The organism is Mesorhizobium sp. M8A.F.Ca.ET.161.01.1.1 (assembly GCF_004792105.1).
Taxonomy (GTDB): Bacteria; Pseudomonadota; Alphaproteobacteria; order Rhizobiales; family Rhizobiaceae; genus Mesorhizobium.
The window spans coordinates 33,771-59,467 of record NZ_SRTD01000024.1 but is presented as its reverse complement, the minus strand read 5'-3'; the positions used below and the strand labels follow the sequence as shown (position 1 = coordinate 59,467).

24 protein-coding genes are annotated in these 25,697 nt (G+C 65.0%); 11 read left to right on the top strand and 13 right to left on the bottom strand.

Annotated features, from left to right (window positions below):
* Positions 1-33: 33 nt before the first annotated feature.
* From EN804_RS32125 to tauA, 8 genes are all read right to left on the bottom strand, one after another.
* The gene (locus EN804_RS32125; RefSeq protein WP_135918119.1) at positions 34-831 is read right to left on the bottom strand and encodes an ATP-binding cassette domain-containing protein; all 798 of its coding nucleotides are present in this window, start codon (positions 829-831) and stop codon (positions 34-36) included.
* 7 nt (positions 832-838) lie between these two features.
* The gene (locus tag EN804_RS32120) at positions 839-1,615 is read right to left on the bottom strand and encodes an ABC transporter permease subunit (RefSeq protein WP_135922114.1); all 777 of its coding nucleotides are present in this window, start codon (positions 1,613-1,615) and stop codon (positions 839-841) included.
* The gene (gene ssuD / locus EN804_RS32115; RefSeq protein ID WP_189524607.1) at positions 1,612-2,763 is read right to left on the bottom strand and encodes an FMNH2-dependent alkanesulfonate monooxygenase; all 1,152 of its coding nucleotides are present in this window, start codon (positions 2,761-2,763) and stop codon (positions 1,612-1,614) included. The genes EN804_RS32120 and ssuD overlap by 4 nt, the downstream gene beginning before the upstream one ends.
* A 76-nt stretch (positions 2,764-2,839) precedes the next feature.
* Positions 2,840-3,793 carry a sulfonate ABC transporter substrate-binding protein gene (locus tag EN804_RS32110; RefSeq protein ID WP_127873552.1) on the bottom strand — a complete coding sequence of 318 codons (954 nt, stop codon included), beginning with the start codon at positions 3,791-3,793 and terminating at the stop codon, positions 2,840-2,842.
* A gap of 227 nt (positions 3,794-4,020) precedes the next feature.
* Positions 4,021-4,209 carry a hypothetical protein gene (locus EN804_RS32105; RefSeq protein ID WP_135884001.1) on the bottom strand — a complete coding sequence of 63 codons (189 nt, stop codon included), beginning with the start codon at positions 4,207-4,209 and terminating at the stop codon, positions 4,021-4,023.
* A gap of 19 nt (positions 4,210-4,228) precedes the next feature.
* Positions 4,229-5,089, bottom strand: coding sequence for an ABC transporter permease subunit (locus EN804_RS32100; protein ID WP_135922112.1), 861 nt, complete (start codon positions 5,087-5,089; stop codon positions 4,229-4,231).
* On the bottom strand, positions 5,086-5,859 hold the full coding sequence (locus EN804_RS32095) for a taurine ABC transporter ATP-binding protein (protein ID WP_135922111.1): 774 nt from the start codon (positions 5,857-5,859) through the stop codon (positions 5,086-5,088). Before EN804_RS32095 ends, EN804_RS32100 begins: the two co-directional genes overlap by 4 nt.
* A 169-nt stretch (positions 5,860-6,028) precedes the next feature.
* On the bottom strand, positions 6,029-7,042 hold the full coding sequence (gene tauA, locus EN804_RS32090) for a taurine ABC transporter substrate-binding protein (RefSeq protein WP_135922110.1): 1,014 nt from the start codon (positions 7,040-7,042) through the stop codon (positions 6,029-6,031).
* Positions 7,043-7,675: 633 nt separating this feature from the next.
* Here tauA and EN804_RS32085 point away from each other — a divergent pair.
* The 8 genes from EN804_RS32085 to EN804_RS32025 all read left to right on the top strand — a co-directional run bounded on the left by EN804_RS32085 (position 7,676) and on the right by EN804_RS32025 (position 18,342).
* A complete protein-coding gene (locus tag EN804_RS32085) occupies positions 7,676-8,137 on the top strand; it encodes an Rrf2 family transcriptional regulator (protein ID WP_135922109.1) in 462 nt (153 codons plus the stop codon).
* 31 nt (positions 8,138-8,168) lie between these two features.
* Positions 8,169-9,512 (top strand): FAD/NAD(P)-binding protein, encoded by a 1,344-nt coding sequence (locus EN804_RS32080; protein ID WP_135922108.1) that lies wholly within the window; start codon positions 8,169-8,171, stop codon positions 9,510-9,512.
* 1,233 nt (positions 9,513-10,745) lie between these two features.
* Positions 10,746-12,200: a pyridoxal-phosphate dependent enzyme gene (locus EN804_RS32065; RefSeq protein WP_135922107.1), complete on the top strand. Its 1,455-nt coding sequence runs from the start codon at positions 10,746-10,748 to the stop codon at positions 12,198-12,200.
* Positions 12,197-13,366, top strand: a complete 1,170-nt coding sequence (locus tag EN804_RS32060; protein WP_135922106.1) for a PLP-dependent aspartate aminotransferase family protein — start codon at positions 12,197-12,199, stop codon at positions 13,364-13,366. Before EN804_RS32065 ends, EN804_RS32060 begins: the two co-directional genes overlap by 4 nt.
* Positions 13,367-13,647: 281 nt before the next feature.
* Positions 13,648-14,616, top strand: a complete 969-nt coding sequence (locus tag EN804_RS32050; RefSeq protein WP_135922105.1) for a GlxA family transcriptional regulator — start codon at positions 13,648-13,650, stop codon at positions 14,614-14,616.
* Between the two features lie 320 nt (positions 14,617-14,936).
* Positions 14,937-16,241 (top strand): Xaa-Pro peptidase family protein, encoded by a 1,305-nt coding sequence (locus EN804_RS32040; protein ID WP_135922104.1) that lies wholly within the window; start codon positions 14,937-14,939, stop codon positions 16,239-16,241.
* Positions 16,242-16,692: 451 nt separating this feature from the next.
* A complete protein-coding gene (locus EN804_RS32030) occupies positions 16,693-17,373 on the top strand; it encodes an isochorismatase family protein (RefSeq protein WP_135867826.1) in 681 nt (226 codons plus the stop codon).
* 18 nt (positions 17,374-17,391) lie between these two features.
* Positions 17,392-18,342 (top strand): alpha/beta hydrolase, encoded by a 951-nt coding sequence (locus tag EN804_RS32025; RefSeq protein WP_135922103.1) that lies wholly within the window; start codon positions 17,392-17,394, stop codon positions 18,340-18,342.
* Positions 18,343-18,351: 9 nt separating this feature from the next.
* Here the strand turns inward: EN804_RS32025 and dnaQ are convergent, their stop codons facing one another.
* From dnaQ to EN804_RS32000, 5 genes are all read right to left on the bottom strand, one after another.
* Positions 18,352-19,077, bottom strand: a complete 726-nt coding sequence (gene dnaQ / locus EN804_RS32020; protein ID WP_127276253.1) for a DNA polymerase III subunit epsilon — start codon at positions 19,075-19,077, stop codon at positions 18,352-18,354.
* A gap of 234 nt (positions 19,078-19,311) precedes the next feature.
* On the bottom strand, positions 19,312-19,893 hold the full coding sequence (gene coaE / locus EN804_RS32015; RefSeq protein ID WP_135922102.1) for a dephospho-CoA kinase: 582 nt from the start codon (positions 19,891-19,893) through the stop codon (positions 19,312-19,314).
* A complete protein-coding gene (locus EN804_RS32010; protein ID WP_135922101.1) occupies positions 19,890-20,732 on the bottom strand; it encodes a shikimate dehydrogenase in 843 nt (280 codons plus the stop codon). The genes coaE and EN804_RS32010 overlap by 4 nt, the downstream gene beginning before the upstream one ends.
* Positions 20,725-21,324: a Maf-like protein gene (locus tag EN804_RS32005; RefSeq protein WP_135922100.1), complete on the bottom strand. Its 600-nt coding sequence runs from the start codon at positions 21,322-21,324 to the stop codon at positions 20,725-20,727. The genes EN804_RS32010 and EN804_RS32005 overlap by 8 nt, the downstream gene beginning before the upstream one ends.
* A gap of 123 nt (positions 21,325-21,447) precedes the next feature.
* Positions 21,448-22,269, bottom strand: a complete 822-nt coding sequence (locus EN804_RS32000) for a pyruvate, water dikinase regulatory protein (RefSeq protein ID WP_127276242.1) — start codon at positions 22,267-22,269, stop codon at positions 21,448-21,450.
* A gap of 403 nt (positions 22,270-22,672) precedes the next feature.
* Here EN804_RS32000 and hemE point away from each other — a divergent pair, with 403 nt between their 5' ends.
* The 3 genes from hemE to rho all read left to right on the top strand — a co-directional run bounded on the left by hemE (position 22,673) and on the right by rho (position 25,672).
* Positions 22,673-23,704, top strand: a complete 1,032-nt coding sequence (hemE, locus tag EN804_RS31995; RefSeq protein WP_135922099.1) for a uroporphyrinogen decarboxylase — start codon at positions 22,673-22,675, stop codon at positions 23,702-23,704.
* The gene (hemJ, locus tag EN804_RS31990; protein ID WP_135922098.1) at positions 23,704-24,240 is read left to right on the top strand and encodes a protoporphyrinogen oxidase HemJ; all 537 of its coding nucleotides are present in this window, start codon (positions 23,704-23,706) and stop codon (positions 24,238-24,240) included. Before hemE ends, hemJ begins: the two co-directional genes overlap by 1 nt.
* A gap of 166 nt (positions 24,241-24,406) precedes the next feature.
* The gene (gene rho, locus EN804_RS31985; RefSeq protein ID WP_027145740.1) at positions 24,407-25,672 is read left to right on the top strand and encodes a transcription termination factor Rho; all 1,266 of its coding nucleotides are present in this window, start codon (positions 24,407-24,409) and stop codon (positions 25,670-25,672) included.
* The last annotated feature ends 25 nt before the right edge of the window (positions 25,673-25,697 follow it).

The window sequence follows — 25,697 nt, the reverse complement described above, 5'->3', positions numbered from 1 at the left end:
CGCGCAGGCGCCGCGGCCCGACCCGCCGCGGCCCTAACCGAACAGCTGGTCCAGAATCCTGCCTTCGAGGCGGGCAAGCTCGGCGGAGCCGCGGCGGCGCGGCCGTTCCACCGGCACATCCAGATCGAGCGCGATCCTGCCGCCGCTTATCACCACCACCCGGTCGGCGAGCGCAACCGCTTCGGCGACATCGTGCGTGACCAGCACGGCGGTGAATTTCTGGGCTATCCAGATACGCTCCAGCAATTGCTGCATCTCGATGCGGGTCAGCGCGTCGAGCGCCCCGAGCGGCTCGTCGAGCGCCAGGACCTGCGGGTGACCGACCAGCGCGCGGGCCAGCGCCACGCGCTGCTTCTGGCCGCCGGACAGCACCGAGGGCCATTCATCGGCGCGATCGGCGAGACCGACCTCGCCAAGGATATCCAGCGCGCGTTTCCTGGCCTCCGCACCGGAGGCGATGCCGGTCAACCCGACCTCGACGTTTTTCACCACGCTGGCCCAGGGCAGCAGGCGCGGCTCCTGGAACATGAAGCGCGTGCGGCTGTGGCCCTCTTCCTCGGCCCCCAGCGTCAGCGATCCCGAGGTCGGCCGGTCGAGCCCCGCGAGCAAGCGGAGCAGCGTGCTCTTGCCGCAGCCGCTTTTGCCGATGACGGCGACGAACTGCCCGACCGGCACGTCGAGATCGATGCCGTCGAGAACGGTCTTGTCGCCAAAGCGTTTCTCCACGCCCTTGAAGGCGAAGGCACGCCTGCCTTCGACCGATATCGCCGGGCGCGCTGGCGCTGGCGTGGTGACAAAGGAGCGGACGGCGGTCAGACTGGCGGCTGGCATCGAATACTCATCCGTTCTGAAAGGCGGGATGCCAGCCGAGCGACAGGCGCTCGAGCAGGCGGGCGAGACTGTCGGCGAGCTTGCCGAGCAGCGCGTAGATCAGGATCGACAGCACGACGACATCGATCAGCAGGAACTCGCGCGCCTGCATGGCCATGTAGCCGAGCCCGGAGCTGGCCGAGATGGTTTCAGCGACGATCAGCGTCAGCCACATGATGCCCAAGGCGTAGCGCAGGCCGACGAAGATCGCCGGCAGCGCGCCGGGCAGGATGACGCGGAAGAACAGCGCGCGCCGGTCCATGCCGTAGACGCGGCCCATCTCCACCAGTTGCGGGTCAACGCTCTGGATGCCGAGCAGCGTGTTGACGTAGATCGGAAAGAACACGCCGAGCGCCACCAGGAACAGTTTTGCTTCCTCGTCGATGCCGAACCACAGGATGACCAGCGGAATCAGCGCCAGGTGCGGAATGTTGCGGATCATCTGCAGCGTGGTGTCGGTCAGGCCGCGGCTGAGCGTCGACAGCCCGTTGGCAAGGCCGAGCGCGAAGCCGATCGAGCCGCCGAGGGCGAAGCCGGCCAGGGCGCGCGCCGTCGAGACGCCGATGTTGCGGATCAGTTCACCGGACAGCGTCAAACGCCAGAAGGCCTCGGCGACGGCGCTTGGTGCCGGAAGCACGTTGGCCGGCATGACGCCGGCGCGGGACGCCACCTCCCAGCCGGCAAGCACCAGCACCGGCAATAGCCAGCCGATGCCGTTCCTGCGCAGGTGCGTGGAAAAGCTCATGACGCGGCCTGCAGGCGGGCCGCGCCATGGAAGCCAACGGAGAATTCGTTGGCTTCGCGCGGCTTGAGCCGCCTGGTACCGAGCCCGAGCTTGGGGAAGAGCAGTTCGGCGACGCGATAGGCTTCCTCGAGGTGCGGATAGCCGGAGCCGATGATCGTATCGATGCCAATCGCCTGATACTCGCGGATGCGGTCGGCGACCTGCTCCGGCGTGCCGACCAGCGCGGTGCCGGCGCCGCCGCGCACCAGCCCGACGCCGGCCCATAGATTGGGCGAGACGACCAGCCTGTCGCGGCGGCCGCCATGCAGTTCGGCCATGCGGCGCTGGCCGACCGAGTCCATCTGATTGAGGAACCGCGCCTGCGCGTTCTCGATCTGCGCATCGGTGACGTGGCTGATCAACCGGTCGGCGGCACGCCAGGCTTCGTCCTCGGTTTCGCGAACAATGAAATGCAGCCGGATGCCGAAACGCAATTCGCGGCCGCGCAATGCCGCTTTCGCGCGCGCCGAAGCCAGCTTTTCGGCGACCTGCGCCGGTGGCTCGCCCCATGTGAGGTACATGTCCACCAGGTCGGCGGCAAGATCGTGCCCGGCGTCGGACGAGCCGCCGAAATAAAGCGGCGGCCGCTCCTGTGATGGCAGAAGGTCGAGGCGGCCATTCTCGACGCGGTAATATTTGCCGTCGAAATTGACGCGCTCGCCGGACACCAGACCGCGCCAGATGGTCAGGAATTCATGCGCCTGCGCATAGCGCTCGTCATGTGGCAGGAAGACGCCGTCGCCGGCAAGCTCGGCCGGATTGCCGCCGACCACGACATTGAGCAGCAGGCGGCCGTTGCTCAGACGGTCGAGAGCCGCCGTCTGGCGCGCCGCGAAGGTCGGCAGGGTCACGCCCGGCCGCAGCGCGACGAGGAATTTGAGCCTTTCGGTCAGCGTCGCCAGTCCAGTGGTGGTGATCCAGGAATCCTCGCAGTTCTGTCCGGTCGGCAACAGCACGCCGGGGAAGCCGAGCCGGTCGACTGCCTGCGCGATCTCCTTGAAATAGCCGAACTCCGGCGGCCGCTGCTGCTGCTCGGAGCCAAGATAGGAACCGTCGCCATGCGTCGGGATGAACCAGAAGAAATCGAGTGGCTTGGCTGGCGTGGTCAAGGCGGGCCTCCTGGAGGTCAAGGCACAATGGCAACGGCGCCGGGCGTTCCTCCACCCGGCGCCGCGTGACGAAAAATCAATTGCCCGGCGCTGTCCAAACCGCGTCGGAAATCCGCACCGCCTTGGGGATCAGGCCAAGCTTGTAGAAGCGGTCGGCGGTAGCTTGCTGGCCGGCAACGATCTCGTCGGTGATCGGAAAGATGCCGAACTTGCTGCGATTGGCGGCGATGGTCTGTGCGTCGAGCGGCACGCCGGTGACCTCATGCAACGCCTCGGCCACCTTGTCGCGATTCTGGTCCGCCCATTTCGCCGCCTCGCCGAGCGCGGCGATGGTCGTGGTGACGATTTCGGGATGCGCCTTGGCGAAATCCTTGTTGGCGAGGAAATAGGTGTTGACCTTGAGCACCTCGCTGGAGCGGGCCAGCACACGCGGCTGGTAGCGGGTTTCGGCGATGGCAAAGAACGGATCCCAGACCGCCCAGGCATCGATCTGGTCGCTGGCGAAGGCGGCGGCCGCATCCGCCGGGCTGAGATAGACCGGCGTGATCTGATCGAACGCGACACCTGCCTTTTCCAGCGCGGCGACGAGAAGATTATGCGCACTGGTGCCCTTGCCGACGCCGACGCGCTTGCCCTTGAGGTCGGCGACCGCCTGGACCGGCGAGGCCGGCTTGACGAAGATCGCCTCGCCTTCGCCATTGGACGGCAGCGCCGCGGCATAGACGATGTTGGCGCCGGCCGATTGACCGAAGATCGGCGGCGCGTCGCCGGTCCAGCCGGCATCGATGGCACCGACATTGAGCGCTTCGACCAATGGCGGCCCGGCGGTGAACTCGACCCACTTCACGGTAACGCCCTTGTCGCCGAGCGCCTTCTCGATCACCTGCTGCTGCCTGGCGATCACCGGCAGGCCGGTCTTCTGGTAGCCGATGCTGAACTGCTTCAGGTCCTGCGCGGCGGCGCCGAACGACGGCACGACTGTCGCGGCCAGAAGGCCAATGCCGAAAACGCGTCTCGTCAGATTGAACATGATCCCTCTCCTTCAATGCGCGGGCGGCGCCAAGAAACTTCCGATCGACCGGAGTTGGGATCAGGCTAGGTATGTCTATAAACTTAGTAGAGGAACAATTTTGCGAGATGGATCGGCAAGAGGGAATTGTTTTCTACATCCCGATCGAGCGGCAAGGCCGTGCCAGCTTCTCTCCCCTTCACGGAGCAGGGGACCCTTTCTCAACGGTTTCGCCAACTGCTAGCCACTCACTGCGACCAGTACTGCCAGGCCCAATAAAAGCTCTCGTCGCGCGGCGGCAGGCGGTCGTGCCCGGCGCGGAGATGGACCGGCGCCGGCGAGCGCGGGCCGTCTTCCTTTGCCGCTTTGTCCTCGGCGGCAAGGCCGAGCAGCCAGGAGCCGACATGGGCGAACAACACGGCGGTGGAATGGGTCATCGTCATTCTCCTTTTCCGATCATTCACGCCCCGCCCACGGGACGAGCATGCGCTCGATCCGGCGGATGGTGAATTCGAGCACGAAGGCGATGGCCGCGATCACCAATATGCCCATCACCACCACGTCGGTGACGAGGAATTGGGCCGCGGACTGGATCATGAAACCAAGGCCGCGCGTCGCCGCCACCAGTTCGGCCGCGACCAGTGTCGACCAGCCGGCGCCGAGCGCGATGCGCAGGCCGGTCAGGATCGAGGGCAGGGCGCTGGGCAGGATCACGTGGCGGACCACCTGGGCGCGCGTCGCGCCAAGCGAACGCGCGGCGTTGATGCGCTCCCGCGAGACGCCGCGGACGCCCGAGGCGGTCGACAGGGCGACCGGCGCCAGCATGGCGATGGCGATCACCAGGATCTTCGACGGCTCGCCGATGCCGAACCAGATGATGACCAGCGGCAGATAGGCCAAAGGCGGGATCGGCCGCAGGAATTCGAGCAGCGGATCGAAGATGCCACGCCCCACCGTGCTGATGCCGATGGCGAGCCCCACCGGCACACCGACCAGGATGGCGGCGGCCAGCGCGGCAAAGACGCGGCCGAGGCTGGCGACGACATGCTGCAGCAGCGTCGCGTCGACGAAGCCGTCGCGGATGACGACGACGAACTTGTTCCACACGGCGAGCGGCGAAGGCAGGAACACCGGCGACACCAGCTGCAGGCGGGCCGACAGCGTCCAGAGCGCCAGCACCGCCAGGATGGTGACGGCGCTGACCATGCGTGCCGAAACGCCGGTCCGTTTCGTCCGTGGCCTCGACCAGGGCACCGACAGGCCGTCGGTTTCGTCCGTCGTTGAACCGGGCCGTTCCGTGTAGGAGGAAATGGTCATGCCGCCTCTCCCTCGAAGATCGCGTCGGTCAGTTCGCCGCGCGCCGCCGCGAAGGCCGGGTCGGCCTTGATGGCGCGAATGGGCTCGCCGGAGGCATAGCGCCGGGAGAAGCCCGGCTCGAAGGTTCGCACCACGCGCCCGGGGCCGGGCGCCAGCACGACGACGCGGGTGGCGAGCACCAGCGCTTCCTCAATGCCGTGCGTCACCATCAGCACGCCGGCGTGGCTTACCGTCCAAAGGTCGAGCAGCGTCGTCTGCATGCGTTCGCGCGTCAGCGCGTCGAGCGCGCCGAGTGGCTCGTCGAGCAGCAGGAATTCGGGTTCGGCGGCGAGCGCGCGGGCAAGGCCGACACGCTGGCGCATGCCGCCGGACAGCTCCCAGATGCGCTTGTCGCCGGCGTCGCCGAGCTTCACCAGGTCCAGCAGCCGGTCGGCGCGCCGCGCCCGCTCGGTCGGCCTGACACCGCGCAGCCGCAGCGCGAAGGCGACGTTCTCGCGGGCGGTCAACCAGGGAAACAGCGCATCGTTCTGGAACACCACCGCCCGGTCCGAACCGGGTCCGGTGATCGGCTGGCCGTTGATCGAGGCCGTGCCGCGCGCGGGCGCGACCAGGCCGGCGGCAACGTTGAGCAGCGAGGTCTTGCCACAGCCGGAGCGGCCGACAAGAACGACGAAGTCATTCCCGGCGACGTTGATCGACACCCGCTCGACGGCGGGCGCCGGCTGGCCGTCATAGTGGATGGAGATGTTGTCGAGCACGAGATGCGGCATGGGGGCCTCGCCGAGCAATTCCAGGAAAAGTGTCAGGCGGTTTTCCGCCCGGAATTACGTCAGGGATGAATCGGTTCGGTAAAATCCGCCTGCCCGAAACCGCGCCTCGTCAGCGGCTCCGGGACAGGCAACGCACGGCGTCAGGGAAGGTGAGCCGCGCGTTAAGCCGTCAGTTCGAGGCCAGCGCCTCAGTGACGTATTTCGACGTCACGTATTTCGAGTAATCCGGCAGCACCGCGTCGACCTTGCCTTGCTCCTTGAGGAAGGCGGACGCGGCCGCGACCGCCTTGACCGTGCCGCCGCCGAGGAATTTGTCCGAGGCCTGCTCTTCAAGCGTCGAGAACACATAACCCTTCAGGAGTTCCGGCACTTCTTCCAGCTTGGCGCCGGTAAGCCTAGCGATCGACGCGGCCTGCGGCGACGACACCGACCAGGCGTCGGGCTTGGCGAGATATTCGGCATAGGCTGATCCCGTCACCTTGACGAAGTCGCGCACGGCTTCCGGATTCTTGTCGGCGAAGTCGGTGCGCACGATCCAGGCGTCGAAGGTCGGCGCGCCCCAAGCGGCGACCTGCGAGGAATCCAGCACCACCTTGCCCGATGTCTTGATTTGGCCCAGCGCCGGATCCCAGACATAGGCGGCATCGATATCGCCGCGCGCGAAGGCGGCGGCGATTTCCGGCGGCCTGAGATTGAGGATCTGGACCGACTTCGGATCGACATTCTCATGCTTGAGCGCGGCAAGCAGGCTGTAATGCGTCGTCGACACGAACGGCACGGCGACCTTCTTGCCGGCGAGGTCGGCGACCTTCTCGATACCGGCGCCGTTGCGGGCGACCAGCGCTTCCGACGGTCCGATCAGGCCGACCACGAAGATGGTCTGGATCGGCAGGTCGCGGCTGGCGGCCGCCGCCAGCGGGCTCGAGCCGACATAGCCGATATCGACCGAGCCGGAGGCGACCGCGGCGATGACGTCGGCGCCGGAATCGAATTTACGCCAGTCGATGCTGGCCTTGGTGGCCTTTTCATAGGCGCCGTCGGCCTGCGGCACCTTGGAGGGCTCGACCACCGTCTGGTAGCCGATGGTGATCTTCAGGTCATCGGCCATGGCCGGACCGAGGAACGCGGCGCCGGCAAGGGCCGCCGAAGACAGGAGAATGATGCGGCGTGAAATGCTGGACATGAAAGGCTCCTTGAAAAAGGGGAAAACCGGATTGCCTGTTCATAGTCAGCTAATTCTATGGTCCTTGTAGAGTTACATCCTTCCAAGGAAGAAGGGCTTGTTGGAAAAAAGCCACTGGCGGCGGGCCGTCATGGCGGACAGGGCGGCTGCCGTCGTTCAAGCGCGGCGAGGCCACCAACTTTGCCCGAGGCTCGCCCCCGCCCATTGCGGATACTGACAGTTTCGAACCAGAATTCCGATCTCTCCCAGCCTCCAGCAAATCCATGCTTCAAACGACGATGAATTTAGAATCGCGTTCCGGCTGCCGACGGTTAAGTATAGTAACCTTATCGACATAGGAGTTGCAGTGCCGATGACAGGCCATGTCAAGCGTATCGTGGCGACCGCTGGCGTCACCGGGTTCCGGCCGCAGGCCTTGGTGAAAGCAAGCCATGTTTCCGTGTCATCGATGTCACAAGGCGGGCCTAAAATCGCGCAACGAGTTGAAAATCAAGCAAGATCAACCGCAATTGGCTTGTATATCATGTCACTAGAATTTATGTGTCATGGACGCTTCGGCGCGGCGGGGAGGCACGCGAGGCGTTTCGCAACGGATGGCCTGCGGCCGTCGCATGACAGAGAAACGTTCGGTCCATGCTCACCAAAAAAGGCAAGTACGGCCTCAAGGCGCTCGTCCATCTCGCGCGGATGCCGGCCGGGCAACTCGCTTTCGTTGGCGATATCGCGACCGGCAACAACATCCCGAAGAAGTTTCTCGACGCCATACTGGGTGAGCTGCGCAATGCCGGCTTCGTCCAGAGCCGCAAGGGCAAGGATGGCGGCTACCGCCTGGCGCGATCCGCCGACGAAATCAAGGTCGGCCACGTCGTGCGCGTGCTGGACGGTCCACTGGCCCCGATCCCCTGCGCCAGCCGAACACAATATCAGCGCTGTGAAGACTGCAACGAGGCGACATGCCAAGTCCGACATCTGATGCTGGAAGTCCGGCAGGCGATCGCCGAGGTGCTCGACCAGCGCAGCCTCGCCGAGATGCGCGACATTGCCGACGACCTCCCGGTCGCGCGGGACGACCTGCCGGTGAAGGTCCTGGCCTGAAGCCGGCGCTTCGTACGGGGCTCGCTCGCGCATGACCGGGCGAACCAACTCGATCAATTCCATCATCATCGTCGGCGGCGGCGCCAGCGGCGTCGTGCTGGCCGCGCATCTGCTCAAATCGCCCAATCCGGACCTGCGCGTCACGCTGATCGAAAAGCGCCCGCATTTCGGCCAGGGCATCGCCTATTCGGCACTGCTGTCGGCGCATGTGCTGAATGTCGGCGCGGCCGGCATGAGTGCCTATGCCGACGATCCCGGCAATTTCTGGCGCTGGCTGCTGGAGCGCGGGCTGGCGACAGCAGAGCAGGCGCCGGTCTACGCGCCGCGCAGCCTCTATGCCCGCTATCTCAAGGAATTGCTCGACGATCTGGAAACGCGCGAGCGCGAGACCGGACGGCTGCGCCTGATCCGCGAGGAGAGCCTGTCGATCTCGCCCACCGCGTCCGGGGTCGAGGTGGCACTCGCCAACGGCACCAGCGTGGTCGCCCACCTTGCCGTGCTCGCCACCGGCCATGACGAACAGCCCGCGCAGGGCCATGCGATCCGGATGGGATCGGAGGCCGACACCGCGCTCGATCCAGACAGCCGGATCGTGGTGCTGGGCACGGGCTTGAGCATGGTCGACGCCTTCCTTTCCCTGGAGCAGCGCGGCCATCGCGGCGACATCATCGCGGTGTCGCGGCGCGGCCTGCTGCCCTCGCCGCACCGCAAGGGCAATCCGATCAAGCTCGACGTCGCCGACATCCCGCTCGGCACCCAGCTTTCCTATTTCGTCGGCTGGTTCCGCGACCTCATCCGCGAGAACCAGAAGGCAGGCGTCGACTGGCGCGACGTCGTCGACGGCCTGCGCCCCTTCAACCAGAAGATCTGGCAGAACTGGCCCGCCTCGGCCAAGCGCCGCTTTGTCGAACACACCAAGGCCTGGTGGGACATCCATCGCCACCGCATGGCACCCGAGGTCTACGCCAGGGTGACGGAGGCGGTGCAATCGGGGCGCATCCGGCCGATCGCCGGGCGCGTCGTCGGCGTCACGCCGGGCGACGGCTTCGCGGTGGAGGTCCAATCGCGCCACACCCAGCGCCTCGAAACATTCGACGCCGCCCGCATCTATGATTGCTCCGGCATCGTGCGCGACATCTCGACCTCGTCGAACAGCGTGGTGCGCTCGCTGGTCGACCGCGGTCTGGCGCGGCCCGATCCGCTGCGCATCGGCCTCGACGTCTCGGCCGATTGCGAGATCATCGCCGTCGACGGCACCGTCTCGCGAAAAATCCTCGCCGTCGGGCCGCTGACGCGCGGCACCTTCTTCGAGATCGACGCCATTCCCGATATCCGCGTCCAGTGCGCCAGGCTGAGCAAGCGGTTGCTGGGATAGAGCAATTCCGGCGGCGATCGTATTTTTGGCCGACCCGTCTTCGGCTCGACCCGAAAGCGGCTTCCGCGATCGCACCATAGTCGGCTGGGTGCAGTCTGGTATTTATCCGGGGCGGCCCTATGTCAGCCGAACAACTTCCGTTCTTAACTATAAGACGGCAGGACTAAAGTCTTGCGTGCCGGTAGGCCTTGGTCTGAGGGGCCTTCAAACGTTCCGTACTTGTCCATTGGACGTTCCGTACTTTAGTCAATTGAGATATACGTGACTTGACGCAGACCCGTTGCAAAGGAGGCGCGATTCCAGCGCTTTCGGTGTTGCCGATTTGCTCGGAAACCCGGTTTCGAGCCAGGCTTTCTTTTTAGCTCGCAACGGCCGATTTCGACCGGATCTCCTTGACGGCGTTTGCGGTGGCGTCAGCGGTCTTGAGCGCGAGAGCGATGCAAAAAATGCCTTCCGCCGTCCGGATCGAAAGGATGCCTGGAAGGCCCTTCTCATCCTTGCACCCAGGTTGCGATTTGACGCTGGCCTAGGCTGCCAAGGGGGAAAAGAATGGCCGGTGCGGGGATGCTTGGGTTGAAAGCAGGTCGCACCGGCCATCGCGGGTTAGGCTTCGATTTGGGATCGTCCCCCGCATGACCAAGCTATATGTATATTAGCTATAGCTCAACTGAGACTGAAGTCCCTCCCGCAGTCAGCCGGAGGGATAGCGTTCAGCCGCCCAATCCCTCACACACGGCGCGCGCGGTCTCGGCGCCGGATAAGTTCTGCTGGCCGGTGATCAGGTTGCCGTCGCGCACCGCACATTGCCATGTGCACGTTCGGCTAGCATGGTGAAATCGGCGGCTTCAACGAACGAGATGGTTCGTTGGACGGATGAGACGGTGCCGCAGCTTGGGGCCGTTGAGGTCGGCGCCCTACGGCGCCCCCCTCTGGCCTGCCGGCCATCTCCCCCTCAAGTGGGGAGATTGGCTGTGGCATCGTCTTCGCCATTCGTCGACTTTGTAAAATGGTGCGGCCCGCGAAGCTGTTGATCTCCCCCCTTGAGGGGGAGATGCCCGGCAGGGCAGAGGGGGGCGCTGTCCCGCCGGCGTCCCGGTCCGGCAGCGTATCGCCTCGCCCTGACGGGCGGCTGGAATTTCATTCCCCGTCTGGCCACCGGATTGGCACGATCTATCTTCTTTCCAACTGCGATCGGCTGGAAAAGACGCTAGGTTGATCCATGGAGGCTCCGACATGAGCGAGCACAGAAAAGCCACGGCCGACAGTGCCGCCTCGGACAGCGCCGCCTCGGACAGCGCAATGTCGCGTCTGCGCCCGCCCTATGCGTCGGTGCTCGATCTGATCGGGCAAACGCCGATCGTCGAGCTGACCAGGTTCGATACTGGAAAATGCCGGCTGTTCATCAAGCTCGAAAGCCAGAACCCAGGTGGCTCGATCAAGGACCGCATCGCGCTGTCGATGATCGCGGCGGCCGAGAAGGATGGCAGGCTGAAGCCGGGCGGCACCATCGTCGAGGCGACCGCCGGCAATACCGGCCTTGGCCTCGCCCAGGTCGGCATCCCCAAGGGCTATCGCATCATCCTGGTGGTTCCCGACAAGATGTCGCGTGAAAAAATCCAGCACCTGCGCGCGCTCGGCGCCGAGGTGCGCATGACGCGCTCGGATGTCGGCAAGGGTCATGCCGAATATTACCAGGACATGGCGGAGAAGATCGCCGCCGAACTGCCCGGCGCCTTCTACGCCAACCAGTTCGCCAACCCGGCCAACCCGCTGGCGCATGAGGCGACCACCGGCCCGGAGATTTTCTGGCAGCTCAACAGTGATGTCGACGCGGTGGTGGTCGGCGTCGGCTCGGGCGGCACGCTGACCGGGCTTGGCCGCTTCTTCGCTGGCGTGTCGCCGAAGACGGAGATGGTGCTGGCCGATCCGGTCGGCTCGGTGCTGGCGCCGCTGATCAAGACCGGCAAGATGGAAGAGGCGGGGAGCTGGACGGTCGAAGGCATCGGCGAGGATTTCGTGCCGCCCAATGCCGATTTGTCGCTGGTCAAGAAAGCCTATTCCATCACGGACAAGCAGAGCATGCTGGCGGTGCGCGATCTGCTGTCGCGGGAAGGCATACTGGCCGGCTCTTCCTCCGGCACGCTGCTGTCGGCGGCCCTGCGCTATTGCCGCGAACAGACGGTGCCCAAGCGCGTCGTCACCTTCGTCTGCGACAGCGGCAACAAATACCTGTCGAAAGTGTTCGACGATTTCTGGCTGGCCGAGCAGGGGCTGGCCGAACACGAACAGCATGGCGATCTGCGCGACCTCGTCATGCGCACCCACCGCACCGGCGACACGGTGTTCGTCGGCCCGGACGAAAGCCTGCTCAACGCCTATGGCCGCATGCGCCGCTCGGATGTCTCGCAGCTGCCGGTGCTCGACAATGGCAAGCTGGTCGGCATCGTCGACGAAAGCGACATCCTTGCCCATGTCGACGGTCCCTATGACGGACGCTGGGAGCGCTTCAACGGCCCGGTGCGCACGGCGATGACCTCCAACCTGCACACGCTGCAGGCCAGCCAGACGCTGGACGCGCTGCTGCCGGTGTTCGACCGCAACGAGGTCGCCATCATCTTCGACGGCGACGAGTTCGTCGGCCTGATTACCCGCATCGACCTGATCAACCATCTGAGGCGCGCACGATGACCACATCCGGAAAGAACCGCCTGGCGTTTTCGACGCGCACCATCCATGGCGGCCAGAGCCACGACCCGCTGACCGGGGCGGTGATGGTGCCGATCTACGCCACCTCGACCTATGGCCAGCAGTCGCCCGGCGTGCACAAGGGTTTCGAATATGCCCGCAGCCAGAACCCGACGCGCTTCGCCTTCGAGCGCGCGGTGGCTGACCTGGAAAGCGGCTCGGCGGCTTTCGCTTTTGCTTCCGGCCTGGCGTCGATCGCCACCGTGCTCGAACTGCTCGATTCCGGCGCGCATATCGTCGCCACCGACGACATTTATGGCGGCTCCTTCCGGCTGATGGAGCGGGTGCGCAAGCGCTCGGCCAACCTGCAGGTTTCTTTCGTCGATTTCACAAATCTGGCCGCGGTTGAAGCCGCGATCCGGCCGGAGACAAAAATGCTGTGGGTCGAGACGCCGACCAATCCGTTGCTGCGCATCGTCGACCTCGAGGGCGTCGCGGCCCTGGCCCGGCGGAAGGGAATTTTGTCCGTCGCCGACAACACGTTCTGCAGCCCCTATATCCAGCGGCCGCTGGAGCTCGGCATCGACATCGTCGTCCACTCGACGACCAAATATCTCAACGGCCATTCCGACATGGTCGGCGGCGTCGCCGTCGTCGGCGACAACAAGGATCTCGCCGACCGCCTGAAATTCCTGCAGAACGCCGTGGGCGCCATATCGGGCCCGTTCGACAGTTTCCTGGCGCTGCGCGGCTTGAAGACCCTGGCGCTCAGGATGGAGCGCCATTCCAACAATGGCCTGAAGATCGCGCAATGGCTGGAAGCGCGAAAAGATGTGCGCCGCGTCATCTATCCCGGCCTCGCCAGCCATCCCCAGCACGCGATCGCCGTCCAGCAGATGCATGCCTTCGGCGGCATGATCACGGCCGTGCTCGACCGCGACCTCGCCGGCACCAAACGCTTCCTTGAACGCACGCAGCTGTTCACGCTGGCCGAAAGCCTCGGCGGCGTGGAGAGCCTGATCGAACACCCGGCGCTGATGACGCATGGCTCCATTCCCGCCGAGAAGCGGGATGAGATCGGCATATCGGATTCGCTGGTACGGTTGTCGGCGGGGATAGAGGATGGCGATGATCTGATCGCCGATCTGGATCAGGCGCTGGGGGGCTGACACGAGCGCTCTGGGCGGCTTATGCCGATACCTGTCGGTTGTCGGCGCCGCCCCTCACCTGCCTGCCGGCATCCTCTCCCCGTATAGTGACGGGGAGAGGGCGCTTTCCTCGGCGGTTTCGCCAATCGGCGACGTTGCAGGATTTGGCACCGAGGTCACGGCTGCTTCTTTCTCCCCGTCTCTATACGGGGAGAAATGCCCGGCAGGGTAATGAGGGGCGGCGCCAACGTTCCGGAATGGCAATTGACCACAAGCGCCATCTGTCCGAACTATTGCGCCCCATGGCCACGCGCGACCCACCCGAACCCACCGAGCCCCTCACCTTCGCGGTACTGGTATTCCCCGGTTTTCCGATGATGGCGTTCAGCTCGGTCATCGAGCCGCTGCGCGCCGTCAATGTGCTGGCGAAGCGGGAATGCTACCGCTGGATAATCGTTGGTGCGACCCAGGGTCCGGTCGAGGCGTCGAACGGCGTCGTCATCCAGCCAGGGTTCTATGCCGAGGCAGCACCCAAGGTCGACCGCATCGTCGTCTGCTCGGGCGGCGACGCCGATCATCTCGTCGCCGAGGACGCGGCGAGCTGGATCCGCCGCAGCCTGCGCGGCGGCGCCCATATCGGCGCGGTGGCGGATGCCGCCTTCTTCCTCGCTCGCGCGGGCCTGCTCGACGGCCATGCCTGCACCTTGCACTGGACCAGCCAGGCCGCCTTCACCGAGGCGTTTCCCAACATCGAGCTCAGGCGCGACCTCTATGTCATCGACCGCAAGCGCTTCACTTCGGCCGGCGGCGTCGGCAGCCTCGACATGATGCTGGAGATCATCACCCGGGATTACGGCGCCGAGCTTGCCGCCGGCGTCGCCGAATGGTTCGTGCACAGCCAGCTGCGATCGAGCGTCGACCGCAAGCTGATGCCCTTGCGCCTGCGTACCGGGGTGCAGAACGAACTGGTGCTGTCGGCCATCGCCATCATGGAAGACGCGGTGGAGGAGCGGCTCGGCATGGCGGAGCTCACCGCCAAGCTCGGCGTCTCCTCCGACAAACTCGAGCGCTCCTTTCGCTCCGAACTCGACATCTCGCCCAACGGCTACTACCGGCGCCTCAGACTGAAACGCGCCGCCGATCTCCTGGCCCACTCGACGCTCGCCGTGCGCGACGTGGCGCTCGCCTGCGGCTTTGCCTCGATGTCGAGCTTTGCCCGGGCGTTTCGCGAGGAGCACGGGCATCCGCCGAAGCTGGCGCGACGGCATTAGGCGCGCGCGCTGAAGCTGTGAGATGTTGGCGGGACAGCGCCCCCCTCTGTCCTGCCGGACATCTCCCCCACATGGGGGGAGATCGCTGCCACCTCGGCTTTCGCCTATCTCCAACATCGAAGACGGAGGCGCGGTTGGCGAAGCTGCCAATCTCCCCCCTCGTGGGGGAGATGCCCGGCAGGGCAGAGGGGGGCGCGAAGGATCGCGACGGCGCCTGTTGGCCAGCGGCATCTCGCACAACAAACGCGGTTTTCCGCACAATCCATCCGCCCCGCCTGCGCCATGCTCAGCCCTCGCAACCCAGCCAAGGCCGAACCCCCATGAGCATCGTCGTATTCGATCCCGACAGCACCGAGGACGTCGACTTCAAGGACCGCATGCGCCACCCCGTGGCGGCCGATCCGGCGGGCGGCATGTGGCTGTCGGACACCGAGCCGTCCTTCATCGATGCCGATGCCTTGCGCAAAGGCCGGCTGGCGAAACTCCGCGGCTGGATGCGCGAGGCGGGCTATGGCGGCGTCGTGCTGTTCGATCCCTACAACCAGCGCTACGCCACCGGCTCACGCAACATGTTCGGCTATTTCCTGCGCAACTCGACCCGTTACTTCTTCATTCCGACCGAAGGGCCGATCGTGCTGTTCGAATATCCGCAGAGCTACCATGTCTCCATGGTGCTCGACACTATCGACGAGGCGCGTCCGTCCAAGCTTGTCTGGTCCTCCGTGTCGGGCCGCGACGACGAAACCGCCGGTCCCTTCGCCGACGAGATCGCCGAGCTCCTGAAGACGCATGGCGGCGGCTCGATGAAGCTCGGCCTCGACCGTTGCAGCCACCTGCAGGCGCTGGCGCTGGAAAAGCGCGGCTGCGAGGTCCGCGACTGCCAAGGCGAAATCCTGGCGGTGCGCGCGGTCAAGACGCCGGAGGAAGTCAAATGCCTGATGGCGTCGATGGCCGGCGCCGAGGCCGCCGTCTATGCGGTGCGCGAGGCGATCAAGCCCGGCGTCTCCGAAAACGAGCTGTTTGCGCTGATGTATGGCGAGGTCATACGCCAGGGCGGCGAGTTCATCGAAACGCGGCTCCTGACCTCCGGCCAGCGCACCAACCCGTGGTTCAACGAAGCCAGCGGCCGCAAGATCCGGCCAGGCGAGTTGCTGGCGCTCGATACCGACACGATCGGCTGCTATGGCTATTATTCCGATTTTTCCCGCACCTTCCGCTGCGGTCCGGGCAAGCCGACCCCTTACCAGAAGTCGCTCTACCGCATGGCGCACGACCAGGTTCAGCACAATATTTCGATCGTCAAGCCCGGCATGGCCTTTCGCGAGATCGCCGAAAAGGCGTGGAAGATCCCGGACCGCTTCGTCGACCAGCGCTACACCTCGGTCATGCACGGGGTCGGCATGCATGGCGAGACACCGTTCATCGCGCATGCCATGGATTACGAGACCTATGGCCGTGACGGCCATATCGTGCCAGGCATGGTGGTGAGCGTGGAAAGCTATATCGGCGAGAAGGGCGGCCGCGAGGGCGTCAAGCTGGAGGACGAAATCCTGATCACCGACACCGGCACGGAGCTGCTATCGCGCTTCCCCTATGAGGACGAGTTTCTGGAGAAAGAGGTTTGATAGCCGCTGCCCCACTCGGTGACGTAGCCTTTACGGTTGGCGCAGCCTCCCATCGTTTCGTCATCCTAGGGCGAAGCAAGGAGCGCAGCGACGCGGCGCAGACCCTAGGATCCATGCCGGGACGTCAACGCGCCTCCCATCGCCTTCGTCATCCTAGGGCGGAGCAAGGAGCGCAGCGACGCAGCGCAGACCCGAGGATCCATGCCGTGGCGTCGATGCCGCGCAACGGTTACCGAATTCTGCTCCGTTGCGCCATTCGATGGACGTCACGGAATGGATCCTCGGGTCTCCGCGACGCCGCTGCGCGGCTGCTTCGCCCGTGGATGACGAAGTCGGGGAGGCTTCGGCCAATCATCACCGCTTGCGCCAACCCGCTAAAAGCAACGATGTCGGCTTTTGACCAGCCTGCCAACCGCCAGGTCGATTCAGCCTGCAACCCAGGCGCCTCCGCATGAAAGCCCCCATCTCCATCAAGCGCGGCACGGTGGCCGCCGTGTTCATCGACCTGCAGGAAGAGCACCGGCACGACCCGCGCTACCTCGTCGAAGGCTACGAAAACATCCTCGCCAACGTCCAGCGCCTGCAGGCGGCGGCGCGGCAAAACCATGTGCCGCTCCATCACTGGGCCTATATCGTCGATCTCGACAGCCAGGACCGGCCCTTTCATCCCACAGGCGAAGACGGCAAGTCGGCCTTTTCCGACAAGAGCGACCCGCTGACCGAGATCTGCCATGAGGTGGCGCCGGCGGAGGGCGAGGCGCTGCTGATCAAGGCCGAGGCCAGCGCCTTTCGCAGCGGTCCGGCCGCCGACCGGCTCGAGGCTTCAGGCATCGAATGGCTTGTAGTCGCGGGCGTGTGGACCGAGGCCTGCATCGACGCCACCGTAAAGGATGCGGTGGCGAAGGGCTTTCGCGTGTTGCTGGTCAAGGATGCCTGCGGCAGCGGCAGCGCGGCGATGCACCAGACCGGCATCCTCAACCTCGCCAACCGGCTCTATGGCGGCGCGGTTGCCGACACCGACGGCGCCTGCCGGCTGCTGGCCGGCGAGACGGTCACCGTCTGGCAGGTCGAAGGCTCGGTACCCCTGCGCTTCACCTTTGAAAACGCCGCCCGTCTCTATGCCGAGCTTTGATGTGCCCCGCAGATTGAAATGACCGGCCGCGGCAAATACGAAACCCGGCTCGATCCGGCACTCTGGGCCTATATCGACAGCGTCAACGCCTGGTATCCGCCCGAGATATCAGGCCTGCCGGTCGACAAGCAGCGCGCGGTCTATGCCAGGATGTGCCGCGCCTTCCATCAGGGCAGACCGCCCGGGGTCAGGGCCCGCGACAGCTTGGTCGCCGCTTCCAAGCATGGCATCCCGGTCCGCCGTTACCGGCTCGCCGGCGCGGCGCCGCATGCGACAGTGCTCTATTTCCACGGCGGCGGCTTCATCCTCGGCGGGCTCGAAAGCCATGACGACATCTGCGCCGAAATCTGCGCCGGCACCGGCTTCGACGTGCTGTCGGTCGACTACCGGCTGGCGCCCGAGCACCTTCACCCCGCCGCCTTCGACGATGCGCTGGCGGGTTTCGAATGGGCGGCCGCAAGCAGCGGCCTGCCGCTGGTGCTGTGCGGCGAAAGCGCGGGCGGCAGTCTGGCGGCGGCGCTGGCGCAGGCCACGCGTCACCATCCGCGCGCCGCGATCGGCCAGGTGCTGATCTATCCCGATCTCGGCGGCAACGAGGCGGTGGGCTCCTATGTCGAACACGCCGATGCGCCGCTGCTGTCGACAGGCGATGCCGCCTTCTATCGCGACGTCAGGTCAGCCAGGAAGCAATCGCCCGACGATCCGACCTTTTCACCGCTGCGCGACACGGACTTTTCCGGCCTGCCGCCGACGGTGATCGTAACGGCCGAATGCGATCCGCTGTCGTCGGATGGCGAGGCCTATCGCGACCGCATCTTGGACGCCGGCGGCAAGGCGTGTTGGCATCAGGAGCCCCGCCTCGTGCACAGTTTCCTGCGCGCTCGCATCACAGTGCCGGCCGCGGCGGAAGCCTTTGCGCGCATCATCGCGGCGGTTGCCGCGCTGGGCCGAGGTGAGTGGCCGTACTGAAGGTCCGGGTTACGACGAGGTCGCGGCACTTGCCTCGGACGACGTTGCCTTCAGCCAAAGCGCCTTTTCGCCAAGCGTGGCGACCATGGCGGCGTGCGCCGCGCGCTCTGCTTCGGTGAGGCGCGGCACGAGCGGCGCCGGCCGTTCGGCGACGATGATCTCGATATGGCGGACGTTCTCGCCCTGGGCCGGCGCGGTGGCGCTGTCGAGAATGAGAGCCGCCTGCTTGCCGCCGATCAGCTCGATATAGACTTCGGCCAGCAATTCGGAATCGAGCAAGGCTCCGTGCTTGGTGCGTTTCGTATTGTCGATGCCGTAGCGCCGGCACAGCGCGTCGAGCGAATTGGGACCCATCGGGTGCTTGCGGCGCGCCAGGGCCAGCGTATCAACGACAAGCCCGTTATCGACGGGCGGATGACCGAGCCGGCCGAATTCGACATTGAGGAAGCCGATATCGAATGTGGCGTTGTGGGCGACCAGCTTGGCGCCTTCCGTGAACCGCAGCCATTCCTCGGCGATTTCGGCGAAGGTCGGCTTGCCCGCGAGATCGGCAGCGCTGATGCCGTGCACGGACTGCGCCTCGGCATGGATCGCGCGCCCTTGCGGGTTGATATAGTGATGGAAGGTCCTGCCGGTCGGAAAACGATTGACCAGCTCGACACCGCCAAGCTCGATCACGCGGTCGTCGCGCGAATCGAGGCCGGTGGTTTCGGTATCGAAAATGATCTCGCGCATCGAATCAGGTCGCTCCTGGGAGGCAGAATCGCCAGAGCGGAACAAAATGGCAATGGGCAATGCCTCTTTTCCCTTCTCCCCTTGTGGGAGAAGGTGTCGCCGAAGGCGACGGATGAGGGGTGCTCCAGCTTGGCACCGACGGCACCCCGTGGCGCACCCCTCATCCGTCTCGGCGCGGCGCGCCGATCCACCTTCTCCCACAAGGGGAGAAGGAAAGGGCCTCAGCTGCCCCGCTTATCCCCGAAGTTCCGCAATGACCGCTGCAACAGCAGCGCGCGCGGCGTCCAGCCCGTTACCGGTATCGATGACGAAATCGGCCAGCCGCCGCTTTTCGGCATCCGGCACCTGCTTGGCCAGGATCGCCGCCAGTTTTTCCTCGCTCATGCCAGGCCGTGCCAGCACGCGCTGGCGCTGGACTTCGGCCGGCGCGGTGACGACGACGACCTTGTCGACCCGGCCACGGCCGCCGGTTTCGAACAGCAGCGGGATGTCGAGGACCGCGATCGATTCGCCGGCGTTACGATGCTTGGCCAGGAAGGCGTCGGCATCGGCACGGACCAGCGGATGGATGATGGCTTCGAGCTTTTTCAAGGCCGCCGCGTCGCCAAGCACACGGGCGCCGAGTTTTGCGCGGTCGACGCTTCCGTCGGCGGTGGTGCCGGGAAAAGCGGCCTCGACCAGGGGAGCCGCCTTGCCGGCATAGAGGCGGTGCACCGTTTCGTCCGAATCATGCACCGGCACGCCGGCCTCGGCGAACATCCTGGCCGTGGTCGACTTGCCCATGCCGATCGAGCCGGTGAGGCCGAGCACGATCATGGTTTGCGCACCAGATCGGCAACGATGATCGCGCGGAGCTCCGCCGTCACCTTCGGCCTGACGCCGAACCAGCGTTCGAAGCCGGGCACCGCCTGGTTGAGTAGCATGCCGAGCCCGTCGACCGTCTTCAGCCCCCGTGCCCGCGCGGCGGCGAGCAGGGGGGTCTCGAGCGGCACGTAGACGATGTCGTTGACCACGGCATGGTCGGGAAGCAGCGTGGGGTCGGCGGGCAAACCCTCATTGCCCTGCATGCCCAGCGCGGTGGTGTTGACCAGCAGGCCGGCGTCGCCCAGCAATTCGGCGGTCGCGGCCACTTCGTGCGCCGAAACGCCGGCGCCAAAGCGGTCGCGCAATTCGATCGCCCGGGCGAGCGTGCGGTTGACGATGCGGATGTCTTTGAGGCCGCGCGTCTTCAGTGCGTGGATGACGGCGCGGGAGGCGCCGCCGGCACCCAGCACCACGGCCGGGCCCCTGGACGCCCAGCCCGGAGCGTAATCGTCGAGATTGGCGGCAAAGCCGTGGCCGTCGGTGTTGCCGCCCCACAAAGTGCCGTCCTCGAGCCACAGCGTGTTGACGGCGCCGATTTCGTCCGCCGCATGGTCGCGGCGCGCGACCCCGGCAAAGGCCGCCTCCTTGTGCGGGATGGTGACGTTGCCGCCGCGATAGCCATTGGCCTGCATGCTCGCCAGGAAATCGGCGAAATCCCGCGGCGCCACGTCGATCGCCTGGTAGCTGCCGTCAATGCCATGTTCGGCCAGCCAGTGACCGTGGATCATCGGCGAGCGCGAATGTTTTATCGGATGGCCGGTGACGAAGGCCTTCTTCATTGCCTCAGCCATCGATGGCTCCCAGTGTGCGCAGTTCCGCCAGCAGCGGCAGCAGCGGCAGGCCGACAATGGTAAAATGATCGCCCGCGATTATTTCGAACAGCTGGATGCCTTCGCCCTCGATTTGATAGGCGCCGACGCTCGACAATGCCTTGGCGCCGACCTGGGCGAGATGGCGTCCGATGAAGGCGGGGTCGAGCTTGCGCATGGTCATCGAGGCGATGCCGACATGGCGCCACAGCACCTTGCCGTCTCGCACCAGCACGGCGGCGCTGTTCAACTGATGGGTCTTGCCCGACAGCGCCAGGAGATGGCGGCGCGCGCCTTCCATGTCGGCCGGCTTGTGGAACACCTCGTCGCCGAGCGACAGCGTCTGGTCGCAGCCGAGCACCAGCGCGCCGGGCCGGCGCTCGCTGACTTCGGTGGCCTTGGCTTCGGCGAGCACCAGGGCGACGTCCTCGGGCGAGGCGCCGCTGTCCTGCAAGGGCGCTTCCAGCGCCCGCTCGTCCAGCGTCGCGGGAACCGTCTCGATGTCGACGCCGGCATCGACCAGCATCGCCTTGCGGAACGGGCTGCCTGAAGCGAGGATGATTTTTTCGGTCATGCTGATTCACCGGCATTAGTGTTCCGTGGCGCACCCCTCATCCGTCCGAGCTGCGCTCGGCCACCTCGCGAAGCGAGGTCGGATGAGGGGTGCGCCACGGAATGCTCACATTTCTCGTCTGCCCTATCTCGTCTTCCCCCGCAGGGCAACGATGGCCGCAGCCGTCTCCTCGATCGAGCGGCGGCTGACGTCGATCATCGGCCAGCCGTGGCGGGTGCAGATCTGGCGGGCGTAGGCGAGCTCCTCGTTGATGGCGGCGCGGTCGACATAGTCGGTCGACACATAGGTGCTCGAATTGCCGAGGATGCGGTTCTGGCGCACATGCGAGATGCGCTCGGCGGTGGCGATCAATCCGACGATCAGCGGTGTCCTGGCGGTGACCAGGCTTTCGGGCACCGGCACGCCGAGCACGATCGGGATGTTGGCGGTCTTGATGCCGCGGTTGGCGAGATAGATGCTGGTCGGCGTCTTCGAGGTGCGGGATATGCCGATCAGCACGACATCGGCGTCATCCATGTTTGCCGGCAGCTGGCCGTCATCATGGTCCATGGTGAAATTCAGCGCATCGATGCGGCGGAAATATTCGGCGTCGAGAACATGCTGGGCGCCGACGCGGCGGCCGGCCGGGGTGCCGAGATAGGACTGGAACACGGTGAGCACGGGTTCCAGCACGGACACGCAAGGCAGGCCCATGGCCGCGCAGCGTTCGTCGATGCCGCGCGCCAGCTTCTGGTCGACGACCGTGTAGAGGATGATGCCCGGCTCCTCCTCTATGTCCTCGAACACCTTGGCTATCTGCTTTTCGGTGCGGATGAGCGGGTAGATGTGCTCGATGGCGCGCGCATCCTTGTACTGCGCCGAAGCGGCGCGGCCGGCGGCGAGCAGCGTTTCCCCCGTGGCGTCGGAAATCAAATGCAGGTGGAAGAAGCTCTGGGGTTTGTTCACAGGGGTCACCTGGGGCTGTGGGCGGATGTGGATAAGGTTGGACAGGCGGGCGTACTGGCAGAGGCGACTGTATCAGATGCCGGTTTGTCCACAATTCGATGCGCTGTCAGCTTCGCCGGACGGCTGGGGACAAGTTCGTGGACGAGACGTTTTGCCTTTCGCCTGTCCACAGGGGAGGCTTCGAGGGTGGTCGATCTAGCGCATTGACTCGCCTGCGAGATTCCTGATTGTCCCCAGAACCCTGCAAACCGCGATCGGGAGTGCGCGACAATATGCTTGCTGGCGTTTTGGCGGCCAAAGCGGGACAGGTGACAACCACCACAACCAACAGACTCTTAGAATCAGAAGACTCTTTTAAAATAAGATATTTGATTAAGAGGAAGCCGGGAGAGGCGAGCGCTCGATGCCTGCAAGACGGATCATGCTGGATGTCCTGAAGGGCAAGGCGGTGTTTCCTCCTCCGCTCTGGATGATGCGCCAGGCCGGGCGCTATCTGCCGGAATATAGGGAAACGCGAAAGCGTGCCGGGTCCTTCCTGGATCTCTGCTACGACCCCGACCTTGCCGTCGAAGTGACGTTGCAGCCGATCGAGCGCTTCGGCTTCGACGCTTCGATCATGTTCTCGGACATCCTTGTCGTTCCCCATGCGCTTGGCCGCGACGTGCGCTTCGAGGAAGGGCGCGGGCCGCTGCTGACGCCGATTTCCGCGGCCGAGATCGCGGCGCTGGGAAGCGAGATGTTTCACGTGAATCTCGGGCCGGTCTACGAGACGGTTCGGAGGCTGCGGGCGAAATTGCCCGACGAGACGACGCTGATCGGCTTCTGCGGCGCGCCATGGACGGTGGCGACCTACATGATCGCCGGTCACGGTACGCCGGACCAGGCGCCGGCGCGGCTGTTCTCCTACCGCGAGCCGGCGGCGTTTCGGCAGCTGCTGAAGGTGCTCGCCGATCATTCGGCTTCCTACCTGATCCGCCAGATCGAGGCCGGTGCGGATGTCGTGCAGATCTTCGATTCCTGGTCGGGCGTGCTCGACGATGCCTCGTTCGAACAGTGCTGCGTCGAACCGGTGGCCGAGATCGTCAGGCAGGTGCGGGCCGTCCATCCCGACGTGCCGATCATCGGTTTTCCCAAGGGTGCGGGAGCCCGCTACCAGAGCTATCGCGCCAAGACCGGCGTGACCGGGCTCGGCATCGACTGGACGGTGCCGCTCGAGGCAGCGAAGGCCTTGCAGCGGCAAGGGGCGGTCCAGGGCAACCTCGATCCGTTGCGGCTGGTCGCCGGCGGCGAGGCGCTGGCCGACGGCGTCGAGGCGATCCTCCAGGCGTTGGGGGACGGGCCGCTGATCTTCAACCTCGGCCACGGCATCACGCCGGAGACGCCGGTGGCGCATGTCGAGGCGATGGTGAAACAGGTTCGGAGCGCGGCACGCTGATGGCTGACAGGGATGACACCAACAGCACCGGCCAGGCGATGAAGCGCATGGCCGTCGGCATCGCAGTCCTGATTGTTCTCACCGCGCTTTTGTTTTTCTTCGCACCGGAAAGCTTCTATCCCTGGGCAAAGGCGATCCATATCCTCGCCGTCATTTCCTGGATGGCCGGCATGCTCTATCTGCCGCGGCTGTTTGTCTATCACGTCGACGCGGAGAGGGGCTCCGTCCAATCCGAAACCTTCAAGGTGATGGAGCGGCGTCTGCTGCGCGGCATCATCAATCCGGCGATGATCCTCACCTGGCTGTTCGGGCTGTGGCTGGCCTGGAAGATCTTCGCGTTCCAGGGCGGCTGGCTGCATGCCAAGATCGGCCTGGTGCTGCTTATGTCGGGCATTCACGGCTATCTGGCCGCCGCGGTGCGCAAATTCGCCGAGGACCGCAACGAAAAAACGGCAAGGCACTGGCGGATCGTCAATGAGATCCCCACATTGCTGATGATCGCAATCGTGATCCTGGTCGTCGTGAAGCCCTTCTGAGGCTTCATCCGGCCCCGTCAAAAGGCGGCTTGCTCTTTCAGCCGACCGACGATACAAGACGGGTCTTCCTTCCCGTCATGCGCCGCCCCTCATTGCTTTCGGCCGCGCCCGGCATTTGTCGCATCCCGCCGATTTTTTTCCCCAAAGCCTACCCAGAGTCCGTCTAATGCAAGAAATGAAACTCACCGAGTTCAAGAACAAGAAGCCGCCAGAGCTGATCGCTTATGCCGAATCGCTCGAGGTCGAGAACGCCAGTGTCATGCGCAAGCAGGAACTGATGTTCGCGATCCTCAAGAAGCTCGCCGCCCAGGACATCGAAATCATCGGCGACGGTGTGGTCGAGGTGCTGCAGGACGGTTTCGGCTTCCTGCGCTCCGCCAATGCCAACTATTTGCCAGGTCCCGACGACATCTATATCTCGCCGTCGCAGATCCGGCGCTTTTCGCTGAAGACCGGCGATACGGTCGAAGGACCGATCCGCAGCCCGAAGGAGGGCGAGCGCTATTTCGCGCTGCTCAAGGTCAACACGATCAATTTCGACGATCCCGAAAAGATCCGTCACAAGATCCACTTCGACAATCTGACGCCGCTCTATCCGACCTCGCGGCTGAAGATGGAGGTCGACAATCCGCCCAGCAAGGACATATCGCCTCGCGTGATCGACCTGGTGGCGCCGATCGGCAAGGGCCAGCGCGCTTTGATCAACGCGCAGCCGCGCACCGGCAAGACGGTGCTGTTGCAGAACATCGCGCACTCGATCACCGCCAATCATCCGGAATGCTATCTGATCGTGCTTCTGATCGACGAGCGACCGGAGGAAGTGACCGACATGCAGCGTTCGGTCAAAGGCGAGGTGATCTCCTCGACCTTCGACGAGCCGGCCGTGCGCCACGTCCAGGTCGCCGAAATGGTCATCGAGAAGGCCAAGCGCCTGGTCGAGCACGGCCGCGACGTGGTGATCCTGCTGGATTCGATCACTCGCCTCGGCCGCGCCTACAACACCGTCGTGCCGTCATCCGGCAAGGTGCTGACCGGTGGTGTCGACGCCAACGCGCTGCAGCGGCCGAAGCGCTTCTTCGGTGCCGCCCGCAACATCGAGGAAGGCGGCTCGCTGACCATCATCGCCACGGCGCTGATCGACACCGGCAGCCGCATGGACGAAGTCATCTTCGAAGAGTTCAAGGGCACCGGCAACTGCGAAATCCAGCTCGACCGCAAGGTGGCCGACAAGCGCATCTATCCGGCCATCGACATCCTGAAGTCCGGTACCCGCAAGGAAGATTTGCTGGTGTCGCGCCAGGACCTGCAGAAGATCTTCGTGCTGCGCCGTATCCTGGCGCCGATGGGAACCACCGACGCGATCGAGTTCCTGATCGACAAGCTGAAGCAGACCAAGACCAATGGCGATTTCTTCGATTCGATGAACACTTGAGTTCGGAGGGGGTTCGCCCCCTCCT